Origin of the sequence: Bradyrhizobium genomosp. III (assembly GCF_000261705.1) — a bacterium.
Lineage (GTDB): Bacteria > Pseudomonadota > Alphaproteobacteria > Rhizobiales > Xanthobacteraceae > Bradyrhizobium > Bradyrhizobium ottawaense.
In genome coordinates this window covers 24066-41598 of the sequence record NZ_AJQF01000476.1, presented here as the reverse complement: position 1 = coordinate 41598, position 17533 = coordinate 24066, and the positions used below count along the sequence as shown (strand labels likewise).

The following is a 17533-nucleotide window of genomic DNA, read 5'->3' as shown; positions in this document are numbered from 1 at the left end:
GGCGGAGCCGCGAGGCTTCCCCCTATCCCGATTTCAGGGAGTTCGAAAGTCTGCCACTGCAAGACATTTTGGATTGGCCGTTGAAATCGAACTCGCCGATGCCAAACGCGCGCTACAAAAGAGCCGCGCTAATTAGTCGTCCGTGAAGAAGGACTAAGCCACTGATCGGGAATCTCGATTTGGGCTAAGGGGCATTTCCAGATTGCAAGGTTTTGATGCTTTGGGCGTCAGAACCTTGCGATTTGGTTTTCGTGGATTCCCTCGAAGCGGGAAGCATGATTCCTTGTCTGCATCGGAGGGAACGATGCGGCCGAAGAAGCACAAGACGACGGGATCGAACGATCTGTTCCGGGCTCGGCTCGACCAGATCATCAATATGAAGCACGAGCTGGTTCTGCTCGCCGGCAAGGTCGATTGGGACTGGATCGACGGCGAGATCGCGCCGCTCTACAGCGAGAACGGCAGGCCCGGGATCGAGACGCGCTTCATGATCGGTCTGCTGTTGCTCAAGCACATTTACGGGCTGTCCGATGAGGAGGTGTGCGAGCGCTGGGTCCATGACCCATACTTCCAGTTCTTCACCGGGGAAGAGTTCTTTCAGCACACGTTCCCGCACGAGCGCTCGGACCTGAGCCATTGGCGCAAGCGGCTTGGCGACAAGCTGGAGTTGCTGCTGGCCGAGAGCTTGCGGGTAGCGCACGAGGCCGGTGCATTACGCAGCCAGGACCTCAAGCGGGTTACGGTCGACACCACGGTGCAGCCGAAGGCCATCACCTTTCCGACCGATGCCAAGCTGCTGCATGCGGCCATCAAGGGGCTCAACCGCCTGGCGATCAGGCACGGCGTCAGGCTGCGGCAATCCTATGCTCGCATCGCCAAGGCCGCCGCGATGATGGCCGGCCGCTACGCCCATGCCAAACAGTTCAGGCGGCATCAGCGGCAGTTGCGTATCCTGCGTAGCCGGCTGGGCCGGATCATCCGCGACATCCGCCGCAAGATCGAAGGCCAGCCAGCACTGGAGCAGGCGTTCGCCCTCCCGCTCGGCCGGGCCACGCAGATCCGCTCGCAGCAGCAGCGCCAGCGCGGCTGGAAGCTCTATTCCTTCCATGCCCCGGAAGTGGAGTGCATCGGCAAGGGCAAGGCCAGCGCGCCTTACGAGTTCGGCGTGAAGGCCTCCATCGTCACCAACAACCGCCGGGCTCCCGGTGGCCTGTTCGTGCTGCACGCCAGCGCACTGCCCGACAACCCCTACGACGGTCACACCTTGCGGGACGTCATTGACCGCACCGAGACACTCACCGGCTGTCCGATCGAGCGGGCCTATGTCGACAAGGGATACCGCGGCCACGACGCACAAAATCCCCGTCGCGTCTTCATCTCCGGCCAGAAGCGCGGCGTTTTCGGTGTCATCAAGCGCGAGCTGCGCCGCCGCTCCGCCATCGAGCCCATCATCGGACACCTGAAGGCGGAAGGCCACCTCGGGCGCTGCTACCTCAAAGGCCGCGCCGGCGATGCCGCCAACGTCGTCCTCTCAGCCGTCGGACACAACTTCCGCCGCATCCTCGCCTGGCTGAGATATCTCTTGTGCCTGTTCCTGGCCCAGCTATGGCGCACGCTCGCCCGGCCAGCCTCGATCAATCCGGCTTCTTAACGGACGACTAATTATGACGAGTTCGCTCCGGCCATCACCCAGAAGAATGCAGCCAATCGCCGGCTTGCGCGCCAGACCCGTTCGCGAAAGCTGCTCACGTAAGCCGAATCCATGGGATAATTCGCGCAAGCGGCCAGGCCGCGTCTTGACGTGGCTGCGATGCGCGCTCCTCTATGCTTAGAGCGCCGAGGCTGCGCGCAGCCAATTGCAACCGACATCCCCGAGGAACGTCACACCATGACCACCGCCACTGAAATCGCCGACGAGATCGCCAAGGCGTACAATCTGCCAAAGGCGCAAGCCAAGGCCATCGTGGACGGTGTCTTCAAGTCTATCGCCGATGCAGCAGCGAGCGACGCTGAAACCAATGTGCCGGGCTTTGGCAAGTTCAAGGTGAAGCACACCCCGGAACGCGAAGGCCGCAATCCCTCGACTGGCGCGACGATCAAGATCGCGGCGGCGAAGAAGCTGACGTTCGCCCCGGCCAAGGCCCTCAAGGATGTGCTGAACGGCTAAAGGCAGGAGCGCAGGCCGGCCCCCTTGTCCGAGGGTTCTCGATGCGAGACGGGCCGTGCCTTGACGTTGAAGGCGAGCGTGCGGATCGGACCGGTCAACTCGTTGTTGCCGGTCTTCCGGAAGATGCTGATGGTCGCCACGGTGTCCTCCATGATCTCTGTTTCCGAGCTCGCACCATCGGCGCTAAAGCCGCGGTTAGCGCAGGCTCGATGATGAAGGCTTGGTGCCAGTCTGGATGCCTGGAGCGGCCCCACCGTCCTACCGATATCAGCCGCGCGTCAAGCGGTGTTTGGCTGGTCCGCCTGCGGCCATTCCGGTGAGTCGGACGAAGGCCGTGATGCTGACGGCAATGGCCCCGACGACCGAGAAAATCGTCTGCGAGGCGGGTGAAGGTATCGCTATCTGGGCGATTCCACGAGGCCCACCGCGATGCCGCCGTGCAGCGCTTAGTGGCGTCCGGGTCAGGGGATGATTGGAGCGATCTCGTCATCCTGTATAGCTATCAGCTCATCGGGCCCAAGCCGAGCCTTTGCAACTGTTCCTCTTCGATCGGGCAGTTTAGGGTTGCAGCCTTGGCGCCGCAGTCTTTCATGGTCAACTTCCCGGCTGCCAACGGATCGGTGGCCGCAACCGCGCAAGTTACGTGCCTGAATTCCTCTTCGTCGTCGTCGCTGCCTTCCTTGAAGATGGCGACCGTCGGATTGAGAGAGACTAGTCGCCGTCAGTCACGATAGGCGCTGCACAGGTGTGTCTGGTTCAAGCTCTTTTGTTCGAGACTGGACACCGAAGCGCAAGCCTCACCTCCTCGCGGTCCGGAGCGCGTGTTTGCGCCTGTTTTCAAGCAAGCGTTGCCCATCTTTGATGGCACGTCGCTTGCTGGAACACGGTGACCGATCCGCCCGACCGTGGCGGTCTCTCCGTCGTCGGCCCAGGGATTTAGATGAGACTTGCTCGACTGATCAGAATAAGTGCAATTGCCGCGACAACGTGGAGTTGGGGGCGGCGCGAACTTTGCCGGGCGCAACGCCGGAGTCGTTGCCGTCATCCAAATTGGCTGACGCTCAAGACGATCGGATCGACCTACCATTCGGCTCAATTAGTCCCGAGCAGGCCCGAACCAGTGTGGCTGGCTGGAGCTGTCATGCGGCATGCGGAGGATCCTGCAGGGGCAATCTCGGCATCGCCCAAGAGGCAAACGAGGTTTGGCGCCCTGCGAAAGTGGCGGCTGCGGAGAAAGGAGCGAAGGGAGGTCGCGCGAAAGCTTCGTGGCTCGGAGCGAATTCGCCGAGACCACCTCCGCTTCCAACACGTCTGTGGGGAGCGCATCATTCTCTCGACGAATGCTCGCGCCCGTCGGCGCCGCCGCGCGCACAATGTTCGCACCGACAGCGACATCCTTACGTCGTCGCCGAACGAACAGAACTGCCATCGCACCTTTGCCTTAACGCAAAATCCTAAGGAGCACGAAAGATGAGTACGCCGACCTATTCCGAGGCCCTGGAATTCGCGATCGACCGCTCGTACGACATCAACATTGACATGTTAAGGTCGCGCAATTTGCACCTCGACACGTTTAACGATTACCTGGTCGGCACATATCCCCCCCTTAAGGCCATGGGGGAGATCAATCCAGACATATTGTTGGATCGCATTGCGCCGTCGATTGACCTCTATTTCCACATCCCCTTCTGTCATCAGAACTGCACCTTTTGCCACTTCGGCAAGGAGATCAATCCTCCTCCCCGACGAGTCGAACGCTACTTGGCGGCCCTGGATAAGGAGATGAGTTGGTCAGACGCGGCGCTGGCCGGCAGCGCAATTGAGACAGCCTTCATTGGAGGCGGCACTCCCTCATTCTTGACGAACAATCAGCTCAAAGCATTGTTCGGTATGATTGGGAAGCGCTTTGACTTGTCCAATTCGGAGGTGAGTTTCGAGTTACATCCGTCTCTTGCCAAGCAGGCAGACGCTGCCGATCGCATATCTACTCTCCTTAAAGGCGGCGTAAACCGCTTCGTGCTGGGTGTTCAGACTCTAGATCGAGATATTTTGCGGATACTCAACCGCGGGCATGGTGTGGACGAGGTGATGCAAACCGTAAAGTTGCTGAAGGGGATGGGTGTCGAGAACCTGTCGCTCGACCTGATGTACGGATTGCCGCAGCAGACGCTCCGGAGCTGGTACGGCTCTCTGATCGGCCTCCTCGATATGGAAGTTGAAAAGTTCAATATATTTCCATTGATGTTCAAATCGACCGACCCCATAGCTCGTCACTTGGCGCGCGGACGATATCAATTCGCCGGGGCGAAGGAGCGCGTCATGATGCATTTTATGGCCGAGCATATGCTCACGAGTCTCGGCTACCGCCATGGACCGATTTTCTATTGGACTAAGATGTCGCAACCGCACTCCTTTCAACAAGCCCGAAAATACGATTCCTGGAACGATAATAATCTGGTCCCGTTTGGGGTCAGCGGATTTGGTTTCATGAGCGAGTGTCAGTTCTACAACGAAGTGGATTTGGATCGCTACTTGTCCAGGGTCGAAGCGGGCGAGAAACCGGTGTGGAAAGGCGTCGTCCTATCGCAGGATGATCTCATGCGCAGGACGTTAATGTTCGCCCTGCGAAGCAGCGGCGTGTTGCTCTCCCGCTTCGAACGGGAATTTGGCGTATCCCTTGAAGTATACTTTGCTCGCGAGCTAAGGGCCTTGAAGGAGGCAGGACTCATCTGCATTTCGAAGGATGGCGTCCTTTCGTTAACTGATGCCGGCACTATCAATTCGGGTGCAGTGTCACTGCTGTTCTTCTCGAATAATGTGCTTGAGCAGGTCGCATACAATGACGGTCGGATAGCAGACAAACGAACGGATCTTATCGAAAAACATGATTACTCGCCGGCGGCGAGATACGGCTCAAGTGTTCAGATGAAAGAGGTCTTTCAATGACATCGGTGGTGCGCCCGACTGCGGTCGATAGTGGTTCGCCAGTCGCCCCTGAACGGTCGCCCAACCGTTCGGAGGACATTTTTTCTCATCTAACTGATAGCATTGATCGAAGTGAACGAAAGCGTCCGCTTGGACCAGTGAGCAACTTTACCGTCGAACAACTGCCGCATTGTGTTGCGGAGATCCAACGTAGTGAACGACCAAATGGAGCGATAAAGGCGTTCGGGCGTAGCGTCAACGCAATGATTGGTGAGGCAGACTACAGCGGGCTGCTGTTGAGGCTGCCGCAGTGCGATTTCGAAATAGCCAAAACAGACATCCAGTATCTCGTCAATTGCACTTATCAGATGTCGGCCTTTGCCGGCCTCGATCCTTCTGACGCCGAATTGACCGTGGGAGCGGAATTAAGCCGCCTGGCGAGCTTGACGTGCCAGCGTCAGCCTAGCGTTGGTGTCCTCTCCTACGAAGACATGATCCTTACGAATCCGGTACAGAGCGACCCCCGCCTGTATTGCCTTGGCGCAGTTGGCGTCGAGGAGCGTGATTTTTGCGCCGGCCATCAACTGATCGAGAGCGAATTGCAGTCAGCAATGGATGCGCTGCTCGACTTGCGAGACTTAGGTGGCGCGGATGCTTCTCGATGTCTTACGCAATGCGTGGCGCGGCTTGAGTCCGCACAAGATGTTTTGACGCGTTTCGAGGACCATATGTCGCCAGAACTGTTCAGCCAGTTTCGCGCGTTCTACGGAAAAAATCCTTATAGGAATACGCTTGGTCCAAGCGGCCGTTTCTCGGCTCGCGTTGTCGCGGTCTCGGTTTTGCTGGTCGGCGAAGAGCTATTTCGTCAAAAACCTCAATTTTATTGGGATCTATATCGGCTGTCCGAATACTATCCGCAGACGAGCATTGGCAAGGTGTTCTGTTGGCTGTCGCCAGACAACAGGGATGCATGGCTCAAGCCAGCCTGGCTCGAAGGGAAAGCGGACTTTCCAAGGTCTGCAACCATTTCGCCCGTGGTCGAGCGCGGCGGCCGTGAAATCGAGAGACTACACGAGGCCTGTGTTTGCGCGCTGGACCGATTTACCCGGATGCATCGTCGTGCGGCCCTGAAGCACACGGTTGAGCCAGGTCGACCACTTGTCGGAGTTGAGGCGTCGGAGAGTATTGAGGTCGTGCTTTGCCAGCGGCTATTGACACTGCCTCCGTAGGCCGAGGATTAGTATCTGCTCGGAAGAACCCGGGATCGTGTCGGAGCACCGGCGTCCGATGCCAAAGGATAAAGTATCATAGATGTCTAAGGACGAAGTGATCTTTCGTCGGTTCGCGCCAGCGGACACCGATAATGTCTGGCATCTGCATACAACCGCGTCGCAGGATGTTGGTGTATGTAGTCCGGAAGGGACATGGGGCGATGATCTACGGAATATCGGGGAGGTCTACATCAAGTCAGGCGGCGACTTCATGGTTGCGCATATCGGTTCCGATTTCGCTGCCATGGGTGGCTTGAAACCGCTTGACAATGACGTCGTAGAATTGAAGCGCATGCGGGTCCATCCCTCCTTTCAACGACGGGGGCTTGGAAGACGGATTCTTCGTGAGTTGGAATCGCGAGCCGTTGCGCTGGAATTCAAGCAGATCGTGCTCGACACGACAACGATCCAGGTAGGGGCTCAAAGACTCTATGAGAGCACTGGCTATGTTCGCCGCAGAGAAGGGATACTGGACGGATATGCGGTGATCTTTTACGAGAAGCGGCTCACCGGTCGGGACGAGTTCTCTATGCCAGGTAAGTAAGGCTGGCAGGCGCGCCGGCCCCCAGTGCTATCGACGGCTTCCTAGCGCAATACTATCATTCGGCCCTTTAATTTGCAGTTCAATGTCAAGCAATCCTTCTGGATTCGCCTGCGGCACGACGGTAGCGCTCGCGCCGTTGGCCGGGGTTGTGGAGATGGTGCGAGCGCAGCTGATACATGATCGTCGGCCAAGCATTGCACGCGCCCTGGACCTGCGGATGCCATCGCTGAGATCATGGTCCTTTCCGAGGTCGCGCAGCACCTCATGATGAGGTCCGGGGCGGACGCCTCAACGTCTGCAGCGGAGTACGGTCGAGCCGCCACCAGCCGAATGAATGAACGAGGTCGTCACAAGCACCGTCCCAGCGGGACATCGCTAGTTCGGCGGACCGTACCAGGAGCTGACAAACCGGGTCAGGCTTCCTTCGCCTGACCCCAGTCGAACGATGTGCCATTGACCCAGATGCAGTGAAGAACTATGGCGATCTTCCGCGCAATGGCGACCTTTGCCTTCCTCATGCCGATCCGCTTTGCGAGCTTCATGCCCCAGGCGTTGAGGGAGGACCATTTCTTCGTTCGATAAAGCAGGACGGCCGCGGCTTCAAACAAGTAGGTTCGGGGAAGCCGGCCACCCCATCGAGAGATCTTGCCAATGGTTGCGCCGGGCTGACTGCGCCGCGGTGTAAGGTCCAGATAAGCGCCGACGGCTGATGCCGATCGAAGGTGGGATGGGTCATCAATCGTATGTCGGATCTTTAAGGCCGTCACCACGCCGACACCAGGAACCGTCATCAGGCGGCGTGCGGTCTCGTCCAGTTTTGCCAGTCCGCGGACTTCGTCGTCGATCTTGTGGATCAACAGCAGCGGGGATATCACGCCGAGCAGTGGATGATCGCCACTCAAGATCTCGCGACCTGATACGCCAGCATCATCTGTAACCTGGAAAGGCACCGGATCGTCACCCTGCTGCCGGATCCAAGCCCGGCTCGCCCTCATCCCACGATCGCGATCGCGGCGGGGGATATGGCGAAGCTGCGGCAAAGGCCCTGCCGCACGCGGTTCAGGTCGCAGATCGTTGATGGAGAACGCCAGTCGAGCCTTCCTCGATGCCGTCCACAAATCGATGCGCCAGATCCGCAGCGCAATCGGGGTCACCGTCTCCGAACACCATAGGCAATTACCGCGGCAAAAAGAGAGCCTCGGATTTGTGAGGCTTGCCCTGATATTATTCAGGAATTGCGATTCTTACGGTAGCTGACTTCCCGCCTACGACTGCAGCCTCGAGGTCGTCACGATTGTGCGAGCCTCAACAAAAACACGCATGCTGCCGGGAGGAGTTGGCTGGAACGACATCCTCCACGAGGCGATCGCACGCGTTCTCGACGGCTCGCGCCCCTGGCCGCCAGACGTACCCATTCTTGCGTTTCTGTCGGGTGTCATGCGCAGTATCTGCAACGACCATTGGCGGCGTGCGCGGCTCGAGCAAAGGCTGCTTGTGAGCCGAGATGATCCGGACCAGAGAAGCTGGCCCGGTGACGAGGCCGATGAGGAGCCCGATCCGGAGCGGATCCTGGCCGCCGCCCAGAAGTTGGCCAACGTCTATCGGCTGTTCGAAGCCGATCCCCGGGCGCTGAAGATCATTGCGGGCATGGCCGATGGCCTGACGGCCAGAGAAATCTGCAAGGTCCATGATATGTCCGAGCTCGACTACGACACGACGCGACGGCGGATGCGGCGCACCCTGCTGCGCCATCAACAAAACTGGAGTAAGTGACACGCTAGCACCCCAGTCTCGATCTGGCCCGCCTGCTCGGAGCGCTGAGCGAGGAAATCCTCGCCGCGAGCGATGAGGAGGTACGGCAGACCTCCGCTCTGCAAGGATGGACAATTACCAACACCGCCCTCGACGTCGGAGAGGTGATCAAGGCCGCGCGCGGGGACGAGAGTGGGGGCCTTGCTCGAAATTGTGATCTGAACGAAGATCCGAGCAAACCCGGTGCAAGGCTGCGGCCGACGCGTCGGGGCCGCAGCTCAAATCGCACAATCAGCCGCATTGAGCGAGCCGCAGGCTTCTAGCCGTTAGTGTTTGCGGCAGCGCTTACGCGCCGCCAAACCTCCAGACCGGGATGCCGAGCTTCTTCGCCTTGTCGGCCAGATTGTCCTGGATACCGGTACCGGGGAAGTGAATCACGCCGATGGGTAGCGTCTCCAGCATCGCATCGTTGCGCTTGAACGGCGCGGCCTTGGCATGCTTCGTCCAGTCGGGCTTGAAGGCGATCTGCGGAACCTTGCGATTGCCGGCCCACTTGGCGGCGATCAACTCGGCGCCCTTGGGGGATCCGCCGTGCAGCAACACCATGTCCGCATGCTTGGCGTGCACCTGGTCCAGCTTGGCCCAGATCAACCGGTGATCGTTGAAGTCGAGACCACCGGTCAGCGCGACTTTCGGTCCGGGCGGCATGAGCACCTGATTGTCGGCGCGCTTCTTCGCGACCAGGAAGTCGCGGCTGTCGATCATCGCGGAGGTCAGATTGCGGTGGTTGACCCTCGACCCGTTGCGCGGCCGCCAGACGGAATGGGTGTGGCGTTCGAACTCGTCGGCGGCCTGGTCGCGCATCAGCTCGAAGGCGTTGCGTCGCTCGATCAGTGTTTGACCTTCCGCCGTCAGGCGCTCCAATTCGACGGATTTCACCTCGCTGCCGTCCTGTTCGCGCTGGGAGCGCTGCTGGGCCAGTTCATTGCCGTCGAGCTCTCGTTCGATCCTGTCGCTGGCGCGGTGGAAGACGTTCACCGTCGACCAGAGCAGGTCCTCGAGGTCGGGCTCAAGACGGGTATCGGACAGCTCCACCACGAGGGCATCGAAGATGTCGACGATGCTGCCGGCGAGGACTCGCGCTTCAGGGAGCCGCCGGGGATCGGGCTCATCGTGGAAGGGACGGTAGCCAAAGAGCTGGAGTTCCTGGAGCACTTGGTCGGTTGGGGATGAGCTTTGGTGCGGCTCGAGATCGTCGTCGTGGTCGGTGGTCATTGCGGCTTTCCCTGGTCGGATCGACCGCGCCCATCGCGGCCTCACATGAGAGTTGTTTGGTCAAGGCAAGAATGAGCGGTGGTGAACTCGAGATTATTGTGGAGTACAAATCGGACGCTTGGTGCCGGTGTAGGAGCCATCTTCGCCGTGATTGAACGTACCGATCTGAGCCATTTTCGTTTCTCCTGACTGTTCCTCGAAGCCACCCGATGCGGTCTCGATGGCGGTCGAGAGGCGATGGACGGCCGGCTTGCACCCGGAGGGCCGCAGCACAGCGGAGGACGGCGATAGCCGAGCTTCTTGTCTCGCGAGGAAGGCGTGGCACACGCCGGGGAAGAAGGTCGGCGAAGCCGTTGCTGGCATAGGCCGGACAGCGCCAGACCAGCCAAGAGAGAGGCCGCACGGTGGCTTCGTCGGCAAGTCTGCCGAGAACGACGCTGGCATTGGGCGCACCTCGATATCGTCGGCGCTGCCCCTTACCGGCCTGCTTCCCGCTCTCGAACCCAAGGTCTGAGCCGATCTGCTGATCCGCGCCAATGCACGTATCAACCTCACATCCGGTCGCCGCGCATGCGGCCGCACCAAAATCCCGCCTACGGCGGCAAAGGCTCAAGAGGACGAGACCATTCTTCGTGACGGCGTGCGAGCCAAGCCGCGATCCGGTCGTCCACCCTGGTTCCGGGCGAGCTGATTAGGCCCGGACCGAACTGGGAAGCGATGTTGTCATGGCCGAACGATGGCGCCTTCGATCACAACTCCGGCGCTAACGTATTTCCACAGAGCCACGATGAGCTTGCGCGCCAATGCCGTGATCATGACTTTCTTGAAGCGGCCGCCATTCTGGGCGACACGCTCGTTGAACCATCGGCTGAGCGCCGAGCCGGGCTGATGACGCAACCAAAGCCAAGCCATCTCCAGCAGTGTGGAGCGCAGGCGCGTGTTTCCGGACTTTCCGATTCCTTGATCCCGGTCGAACTGGCGCTTCATATGCTGCGGGAGATCTCGTCCATCACCGGTTCGCACAGCCTCGAACCGCTCGCGCCGACCACGCCGGAGTGGATCGTAATCGGTGACGCCCTGCGAGAAGAGAAGGCCCTTGATTCGGTTGCTATGCTGGATTCGCTCCTGCATCAGCACCATGCGTTCGCGTGTTATGCGGCGACGGTCCTCGTCGTCGGGCGAGGGCACACGCAGCATCGAGCAAACACGCGGCTCGCCTCGCTCAAAGGCCAGCAAGGCTCGGATGAGGGTCTCTCCATCCAGCCGGTCTGTCTTGATCCGGCGACGACGCCGCGAAACTGCGATCGAGGCGGCGTCAACAATATGGCTCTCGTGCCCTTGGGCCTGCAGAACCCGATGGACCCAAAAGCCGTCGAGTCCAGCTTCTTGAATGACGATGATGGGATAGGATTGGTCGGTTCTGTCCAATGCCTTCTGCTTCAGTCGGGCGAGACGTTCCAAAAGCCCCGCAATGTCACCACCCATCACTGTGTGACGTGACAGCTTCTCCCCCGTTCCCGGCACCAGCGATGTGACGAGCCAAGTCTTCCGGCTCAATTCGACAGAGACGAAGATTGCGTTCAGTACTTTGTTCGTCGTCTTGTTAGCATCTCCATTTAATTTCATCTGATCGCTCCCTTTTCGACGATTGGCAATGCCGATCGTATCGAAACGGACCGCCGTCGCCACTCATAGGATCTTCATGGCGACGAAAGCGGCGGGCGGAACGGACTTGCACCCGCAGCGCAGCGGAGGGCCGGAGCGTTAGCGGAGGAACGAAGGGGGCCGACTATTTTGCCTCGCGATGTAAAGGCGGCTCTGCCGCCGACGGAAAATAGTCGGTCCACGAGGTTGCCGGTCCGGGCCGCTTGCCGCCCGATCGCCCTCTCGGAAGGCCGTGGGGCGGTCCTCTCCGGCGCCGAGGGGAAGCAGGACCACCGGCCTCGCGATAACGAAGCGGCTGCGTCGCACCTCATCCCCGTTCCGGCTATGCCGCCAGCTCGATAAAGCGCGCGACGTCCTGCGCCGCGATCTGCACGCGGCTCGCGGCCCGAAGGGCGTCAAATCCGAGCAGACGAAGATCCTCGTTGAAGTCGCCAAGCCGTGGCGAGATCACGATCGCCTCGATCCCGGCCTCCTGCGCCCGATCGATCAAGGTCGCCATGGCGCCGTCACCGGCAGGATCGTCATCGCGGGCGATGTAGAGCCGGCGGAGCGTGTCCGGGAGAAGGATGGCTGAGAGATGCGCCGCCGATAGGGCCGCGACCATCGGCATGGTCGGCAGCACGCTGCGGAGCGACAGCATCGTCTCGATGCCCTCGCCGGCCGCCATGACCTCACCCGCTAGGCCAAATCGAACGGCGTGACCAAGCAGGTCGCCCATCGCCCGTTTCGGCGTGTCGATCAGCGCCTTGCCGAGCGTCGTCTCGCTGAAGCCTCCGGGGTCAAGCCAGGTGCGATGCGCGCCGGTCAGGTGGCCGCGGAGATCGGTGACGGCGGCGATCATCGCCGGCCAGGTCTCGGTCGCGCTGTGGTCGTCGGGCCTGTAGTAGCAACGTGGGTGAAAGCGCAGACTTCCGGTTTCGTGCAAAGCCGTAATGCCGCGATTGCGGAGATACGCTTCTACGAGTGTGCCTGCGATCGACTGAGACACGCCGAAGAGCCGCCGCGCCGCCTCTGGCGATCCGAGGGGCGCGGGCGACGTTCTCGACCGGAGGCGATTTGGCGCAGGCTCCGGTTCTGGACGCGGCAGGCTCAGAAAGCGTCGTGCCTCATTGGCGACGTCGCGAAAGTTCGTGAAACAGCAGCTCTCGCGGATCACGTCGAGGAGATCGCCATGCTCGGCCGAGGCAGCATCTCGCCAATGTCAGCGGCGCCGGGTCCGGATTCCGGTCCGCTGAGCCGGACGAACATCGACCGGCCGGGCGTATTGCGGACGTCGCCCACCGTCCAATATCGGCCCTGGCGCCGCCCGTTGGACAGGTAATGGCGGCACACGGCCTCGGCGTCACGCGCAAGACGGCGGGCCAGTTCGGAGGCGTTGTCGCGGGCCATCAGGCGGCCTCCCGCTCGCCGATGCGCACGATCGGATAGTGGTCGAGCACCTTTGCCAACACGGCGGCGCCGGTCGCATCTGATGGCACGAACATGCGCAGCTTCCACGAGATGATTTCGCTGAAGAGGCCGTATGCGCGCAACCGGTCACGCATCACATCTGTAAAGCCGGACAGTTCGAAGCGATGGGCGCCCATCACGCGGACACGACGGAGCTGCAGATCCTCGGCGAGCTCAAGGACGGTGCGCCCCTCCATCAGCGCCGAGAAGGCTTCGTTCGGGGTCAAGCTGCAGGTCGCGGTCATGCAAGCGCTCGCGGCCCAAGCTGGCGAGACCCTGCGACCGATGATGCGCTCGCCAGCATCGGTCTGGAGCCGATAGACGCGCGTCGACTCGTTCGGCAACCGCTTCCAGATCGGCAGCAGCAGACCTGCGACGATGTGGAGCGTGCTCTCAGCGAACTCGGGAACGTCGACGACTTCGCCGTTCCATGCCGCGGCGAATGTCTCGCGATCCGTAGGCTGCCAGTGGCTCTCGTCCATCATCTTCATCGAAGCATGATGGTGCTCCATCGGACGAATCAGCCGCACCCGACTTTCGATCTCGCCGTCATCGAGCATGAAGCTCGGCGCCGGAATCTGCACCGCGGCGCGACCCGAGCGCTCGTTGACCAGCAGCACCGCCCGAGCATCGGCGAGATAATCGAGCGCTTGATCCAGCGTCATGGGACGGTTGCGCCGGCGTTCGGTGATCGTGAGCAGCCGGGTTTCCGCGCCGGTCGCAGGGTGCGTGTAGATCGGATGCCGACCGGTGACGACGAAGCTGTCGGCCTGTAGCGTCTCCAGGCCAATGTCGTAGACGCCGCTAGCAATGGCGCCTTCGACCTTGGCGTTCAGCAATTGCTCGAAGGCCGTGAACAGCAAAGCTTGCAGGCCTATCGTGAGCGCGAGCAGCCGGTTCAGGAACGTCGTGATCGGCGGTAGCTCGTCCTTGATGCCGTTTTCGTCGACGAGCTTCAGGCCCGTGGCGTCCTCGAACATCTCGAGCGAGCAGCCTTCGACCTTGCCGCGCACGAGCAGCAGGTAGAGCTGGCGCAGCGCATCGCGGGCGTAGTGGCTCTCGAGATTGTCCTCAGGCCGAAACAGGCCTTGGCCGCCGGTCTGGCGCTGGCCGCGCGTGATGGCACCCAGCGTGTCGAGCCGGCGCGCGATGGTCGAGAGGAAGCGCTTTTCCGCCTTCACGTCGGTCGCAATGGGGCGGAATAGAGGCGGCTGCGCCTGGTTGGTGCGGTTCGTTCGGCCGAGACCCTGGATCGCGGCATCGGCCTTCCAGCCCGGCTCGAGCAAATAATGGACCCGAAGCCGGCGATTCCGCGCCGAGAGTTCGGCATGGTAGCTGCGGCCTGTGCCGCCAGCCTCCGAGAAGACACGCACGCGCTTCAGGTCATCCATGAAGGCGGCGGTCTCTGCGAGATTGGCGGAAGCTGCACGGTTCTCGACGGTAAGGCGGTCACATCTGCGCACCACGCGCCGCGAACGGCCGGTCACTTCCGCCACGAGGTCCGTGCCGAAGCGCTGCACGATCTGGTCGAGCGCGCCGGGAACAGGCGGAAGCGACGCGAGCCGCTCGATCAGCTCATTGCGGCGGGCGACGGCCTCGCGGCTCTCGACCGGCTGGCCGTCGCGGAAGACGGGCCGCGACGAGAGATTGCCCTCGGTGTCGGTGAAGGGCTCATAGGCCTGCACCGGGAAGGAATGGGCGAGGTAATCCAGCACGTATTCGCGGGGCGTGATGTCCACGCGCACGTCGTTCCATTCCTCAGGTGGAATCTCGGCGAGCCGACGCTCCATCAGCGCCTCGCCGGTCGATACGATCTGGATCACCGCGGCATGGCCCTCGGCCAAGTCCCGCTCGATGGAGCGGACCAGGGTCGGCGTCTTCATGCTGGTGAGCAGATGACCGAAGAATCGCTGCTTGGCCGATTCGAAGGCCGAGCGCGCGGCCGACTTCGCCTGGCGGTTGAGCGTGCCGTTCTCACCGGTAATGTTGGCGGCCTCCATTGCCGCGTCGAGGTGATTGTGGATGACGCTGAAGGCAGCGGCGTAGGCATCATAGATCCGGCGCTGCTCGTCGGAGAGCTGGTGCTCGACCAGTTCATACTCGACGCCGTCGTAGGAAAGCGAGCGGGCGGTGTAGAGACCGAGCGAACGAAGATCGCGAGAGAGCACCTCCATCGCAGCGACCCCGCCCTCCTCGATCGCCTCGACGAACTCGGCGCGGGTGGCGAACGGAAAATCCTCGCCGCCCCACAGCCCGAGGCGCTGGGCGTAGGCGAGATTGTGGACGGTGGTGGCGCCGGTCGCCGAGACATAGACGACGCGGGCATTGGGCAGCGCATGCTGAAGACGCAAGCCTGCACGCCCCTGCTGCGAGGGCGCGACATCGCCCCGCTCGCCCTTGCCGCCACCGGCATTCTGCATGGCATGGCTCTCGTCGAAAATGATGACGCCGTCGAAGTCGGAGCCCAACCATTGAACAATCTGCCGGACGCGCGAAAGCTTCTCGCCGCGGTCGTCGGACCGCAGCGTAGGTTAAAAATAGGACGCCCTCGGCCAACCGGATGTCGTACCCTTGAGGGAAGCGCGAGAGCGGCGTGACCAACAGACGCTCCATGCCGAGCGCCGACCAGTCGCGCTGCGCGTCCTCGAGCAGCTTGTCGGACTTAGAGATCCAGACCGCCTTGCACCGGCCCTGGAGCCAGTTGTCGAGAATGATGCCGGCGGACTGGCGACCCTTGCCGGCGCCGGTCCCGTCACCGAGCATGAAGCCGCGACGGAAGCGGACGGCGTTCGGTGCGTCGTCGCGGGCGGCCGCGACGAGGTCGAAGGTCTCGTCTACCGTCCAGGCGCCAGCGAGATAGTTACCATGCGCCTCGCCAGCATAGATGACCGTCTCAAGCTGGGCGTCGGACAGAATGCCATCGCTGACGAGGTTTGCCGGCAGCCGTGGCCGATAGCTCGGCTTCGGCGGCGCGACCGAGGCCATCGCGGCCGACTGCACCAGCTTGGTCGGATGCGCCTGCGCACCGTGGATCCGGATCGATTGGAGCCGGTATTCTTCGTAGATGGCGTCGCTGAGGCGCGCGCCCTCGGGCGGCGCCCAATCTGTCGCCTCATAAGCGAGGTCGACGGCTTCGGGATCGGCGACCGACGCCTTAACCGGCTGTGCAGCGGCGCTCGCGAGATAGCCGCGCACGGTGCGACGCGCCGGCGAGGCTGACACGGGAAGCACACCGGTCGATGCGACGCTCAGACGAGGTGGAACGTGTTCGCCGATCCAGCGGAGCAGTGTCGCAACGTCGGGCGCCATTCCCGGCGACGCCGGGAACGCGCTCGGATCCGCGGCAGGCACTTTGTCGATGACGGTGAGACGCGTCTCGATCGTGGTGCCGTGCTTGGCATAGACCGCGCCGGCGATCGCCGCAGTGAACACCACGCGGCCGCGTTCCTGCAGTCGGGCGAAGGCGTCATGCCAGGCTGAGGCTTCGGGTGAGACGTTTGCGCCTGATATCGTGACCAGCCGGCCGCCATCGGCGAGACGCGCCAGGGCCGAGGCGATGTGACGGTACGCGGTGTCGGCCATCCGGCCCGAAACGTTTGCCATCGCCGAGAACGGCGGGTTCATCAGCACGAAACTCGGGACCACCGTGGGATCGAGGTGGTCGTCGATTTGGGCCGCGTCGAAGCGCGTGACGGAAACGGCCGGAAAGAGAGAAGAAAGTAACACGGCCCGGGTCTTGGCCAGTTCGTTCAGCACAAGCCCGCTGCCGGCAATCTCGGCGAGGATGGCGAGCAGCCCGGTGCCGGCGGACGGCTCCAGCACGCGATCCGCCGCAGTAATGGCGGCCGCAGTCAGCGCAGCCAGGCCGAGCGGAATCGGGGTCGAGAATTGCTGGAAGATTTCGCTCTCGGCAGAGCGGCGCGTGTGGGTCGGCAGAAGCCTTGCGATCTTTTCCAAAGCGGAAAGTCGTGAAGCCGCAGAATCAGCTTTGCGGAAGAGCGCCTTTCCGTATTTGCGTAAGAACAGGACGGTGGCGACCTCACAAGTGTCATAGGCCATCTTCCAGTCCCAGGCGCCCGTCGCATCGGATGCGCCGGAGGCCACTTCCATTGCGGCGCGGAGAAGCGCGGCGTCGATGCGTCGGCCACGCTCGAGATGCGGAAGGAGATGACTCGCGGCAGCGATGATGATACTGGCGCCCTCGGGAGCGCGAACAGGCGAGATCGGAGCGGCCGGGTCGGCCGCGATCGGGGAATGGTCATTCATGGAGGAAGCCTTCAGGAGAGCGGGAATGGGCGAGCCGATCGGCGCTCTCTCTGACCGCGCCGGCTCAAACCCGTCCCGGCCGTCCTCTCCCTCTCAGCATCAAGGCGGTGCCCGACATGAGAAACGGCGCCCCACCGGGTTGGCGGCGCGCCGTGTACAAAGCGTTCGTCAGTATCCGAACTGCCAGGACGGCTACGCCTGGCCTTCGTCAGCGGCGCC

9 protein-coding genes and 4 pseudogenes are annotated in these 17533 nt (G+C 61.8%); 7 read left to right on the top strand and 6 right to left on the bottom strand.

Annotated features, from left to right (window positions below; all coding sequences use genetic code 11):
• Positions 1 to 304 precede the first annotated feature (304 nt).
• Both IC66_RS0137660 and IC66_RS0137655 read left to right on the top strand, forming a co-directional pair.
• Positions 305 to 1651 carry an IS5-like element ISBj5_B family transposase gene (locus tag IC66_RS0137660; RefSeq protein ID WP_011084757.1) on the top strand — a complete coding sequence of 449 codons (1347 nt, stop codon included), beginning with the start codon at positions 305 to 307 and terminating at the stop codon, positions 1649 to 1651.
• A gap of 237 nt (positions 1652 to 1888) precedes the next feature.
• On the top strand, positions 1889 to 2167 hold the full coding sequence (locus IC66_RS0137655; RefSeq protein WP_011091019.1) for an HU family DNA-binding protein: 279 nt from the start codon (positions 1889 to 1891) through the stop codon (positions 2165 to 2167).
• On the opposite strand, the gene IC66_RS47335 is transcribed toward IC66_RS0137655, so the two are convergent.
• Positions 2164 to 2319, bottom strand: coding sequence for a hypothetical protein (locus IC66_RS47335; RefSeq protein WP_018646329.1), 156 nt, complete (start codon positions 2317 to 2319; stop codon positions 2164 to 2166). The genes IC66_RS0137655 and IC66_RS47335 overlap by 4 nt on opposite strands.
• Positions 2320 to 3637: 1318 nt before the next feature.
• Here IC66_RS47335 and IC66_RS0137645 point away from each other — a divergent pair.
• The 3 genes from IC66_RS0137645 (at position 3638) to IC66_RS0137635 (ending at position 6907) form a co-directional block, all read left to right on the top strand.
• Entirely contained in the window at positions 3638 to 5113 is a 1476-nt protein-coding gene (locus IC66_RS0137645; RefSeq protein ID WP_016842696.1) for a coproporphyrinogen-III oxidase family protein, read from the top strand.
• Positions 5110 to 6321: a hypothetical protein gene (locus IC66_RS0137640; RefSeq protein WP_011091015.1), complete on the top strand. Its 1212-nt coding sequence runs from the start codon at positions 5110 to 5112 to the stop codon at positions 6319 to 6321. The genes IC66_RS0137645 and IC66_RS0137640 overlap by 4 nt, the downstream gene beginning before the upstream one ends.
• 82 nt (positions 6322 to 6403) lie before the next feature.
• Positions 6404 to 6907, top strand: coding sequence for a GNAT family N-acetyltransferase (locus IC66_RS0137635; RefSeq protein WP_011091014.1), 504 nt, complete (start codon positions 6404 to 6406; stop codon positions 6905 to 6907).
• 413 nt (positions 6908 to 7320) lie between these two features.
• On the opposite strand, the pseudogene IC66_RS48700 reads toward IC66_RS0137635, so the two are convergent.
• Positions 7321 to 7815: pseudogene (locus IC66_RS48700) on the bottom strand (transposase); the annotation flags it as partial.
• 9 nt (positions 7816 to 7824) lie between these two features.
• Between IC66_RS48700 and IC66_RS48695 the strand changes: the two are divergent.
• Together IC66_RS48695 and IC66_RS0137625 are read left to right on the top strand one after the other, a co-directional pair.
• Positions 7825 to 8053, top strand: a pseudogene (locus IC66_RS48695) (ISL3 family transposase); the annotation flags it as partial.
• Between the two features lie 174 nt (positions 8054 to 8227).
• Positions 8228 to 8680, top strand: coding sequence for an RNA polymerase sigma factor (locus IC66_RS0137625; protein WP_018646330.1), 453 nt, complete (start codon positions 8228 to 8230; stop codon positions 8678 to 8680).
• A gap of 324 nt (positions 8681 to 9004) precedes the next feature.
• Here the strand turns inward: IC66_RS0137625 and IC66_RS0137620 are convergent, their stop codons facing one another.
• The 4 genes and pseudogenes from IC66_RS0137620 to IC66_RS47330 all read right to left on the bottom strand — a co-directional run bounded on the left by IC66_RS0137620 (position 9005) and on the right by IC66_RS47330 (position 17314).
• On the bottom strand, positions 9005 to 9934 hold the full coding sequence (locus IC66_RS0137620; RefSeq protein ID WP_011091010.1) for a DUF2493 domain-containing protein: 930 nt from the start codon (positions 9932 to 9934) through the stop codon (positions 9005 to 9007).
• A gap of 723 nt (positions 9935 to 10657) precedes the next feature.
• Complete coding sequence (locus tag IC66_RS0137610) at positions 10658 to 11560, bottom strand: IS110 family transposase (RefSeq protein ID WP_018646331.1); 903 nt, start codon at positions 11558 to 11560, stop codon at positions 10658 to 10660.
• A gap of 361 nt (positions 11561 to 11921) precedes the next feature.
• Positions 11922 to 12988: pseudogene (locus IC66_RS0137605) on the bottom strand (DUF7146 domain-containing protein).
• A pseudogene (locus IC66_RS47330) lies at positions 12988 to 17314 on the bottom strand (strawberry notch-like NTP hydrolase domain-containing protein). Before IC66_RS47330 ends, IC66_RS0137605 begins: the two co-directional pseudogenes overlap by 1 nt.
• Between the last annotated feature and the right edge of the window lie 219 nt (positions 17315 to 17533).

Coding starts and splice junctions, on each gene's coding strand:
- IC66_RS0137660 (WP_011084757.1), top strand. CDS start 305: ATGCGGCCGAAGAAGCACAAGACGACGGGATCGAACGATCTGTTCCGG.
- IC66_RS0137655 (WP_011091019.1), top strand. CDS start 1,889: ATGACCACCGCCACTGAAATCGCCGACGAGATCGCCAAGGCGTACAAT.
- IC66_RS47335 (WP_018646329.1), bottom strand. CDS start 2,319: ATGGAGGACACCGTGGCGACCATCAGCATCTTCCGGAAGACCGGCAAC.
- IC66_RS0137645 (WP_016842696.1), top strand. CDS start 3,638: ATGAGTACGCCGACCTATTCCGAGGCCCTGGAATTCGCGATCGACCGC.
- IC66_RS0137640 (WP_011091015.1), top strand. CDS start 5,110: ATGACATCGGTGGTGCGCCCGACTGCGGTCGATAGTGGTTCGCCAGTC.
- IC66_RS0137635 (WP_011091014.1), top strand. CDS start 6,404: ATGTCTAAGGACGAAGTGATCTTTCGTCGGTTCGCGCCAGCGGACACC.
- IC66_RS0137625 (WP_018646330.1), top strand. CDS start 8,228: ATGCTGCCGGGAGGAGTTGGCTGGAACGACATCCTCCACGAGGCGATC.
- IC66_RS0137620 (WP_011091010.1), bottom strand. CDS start 9,934: ATGACCACCGACCACGACGACGATCTCGAGCCGCACCAAAGCTCATCC.
- IC66_RS0137610 (WP_018646331.1), bottom strand. CDS start 11,560: ATGAAATTAAATGGAGATGCTAACAAGACGACGAACAAAGTACTGAAC.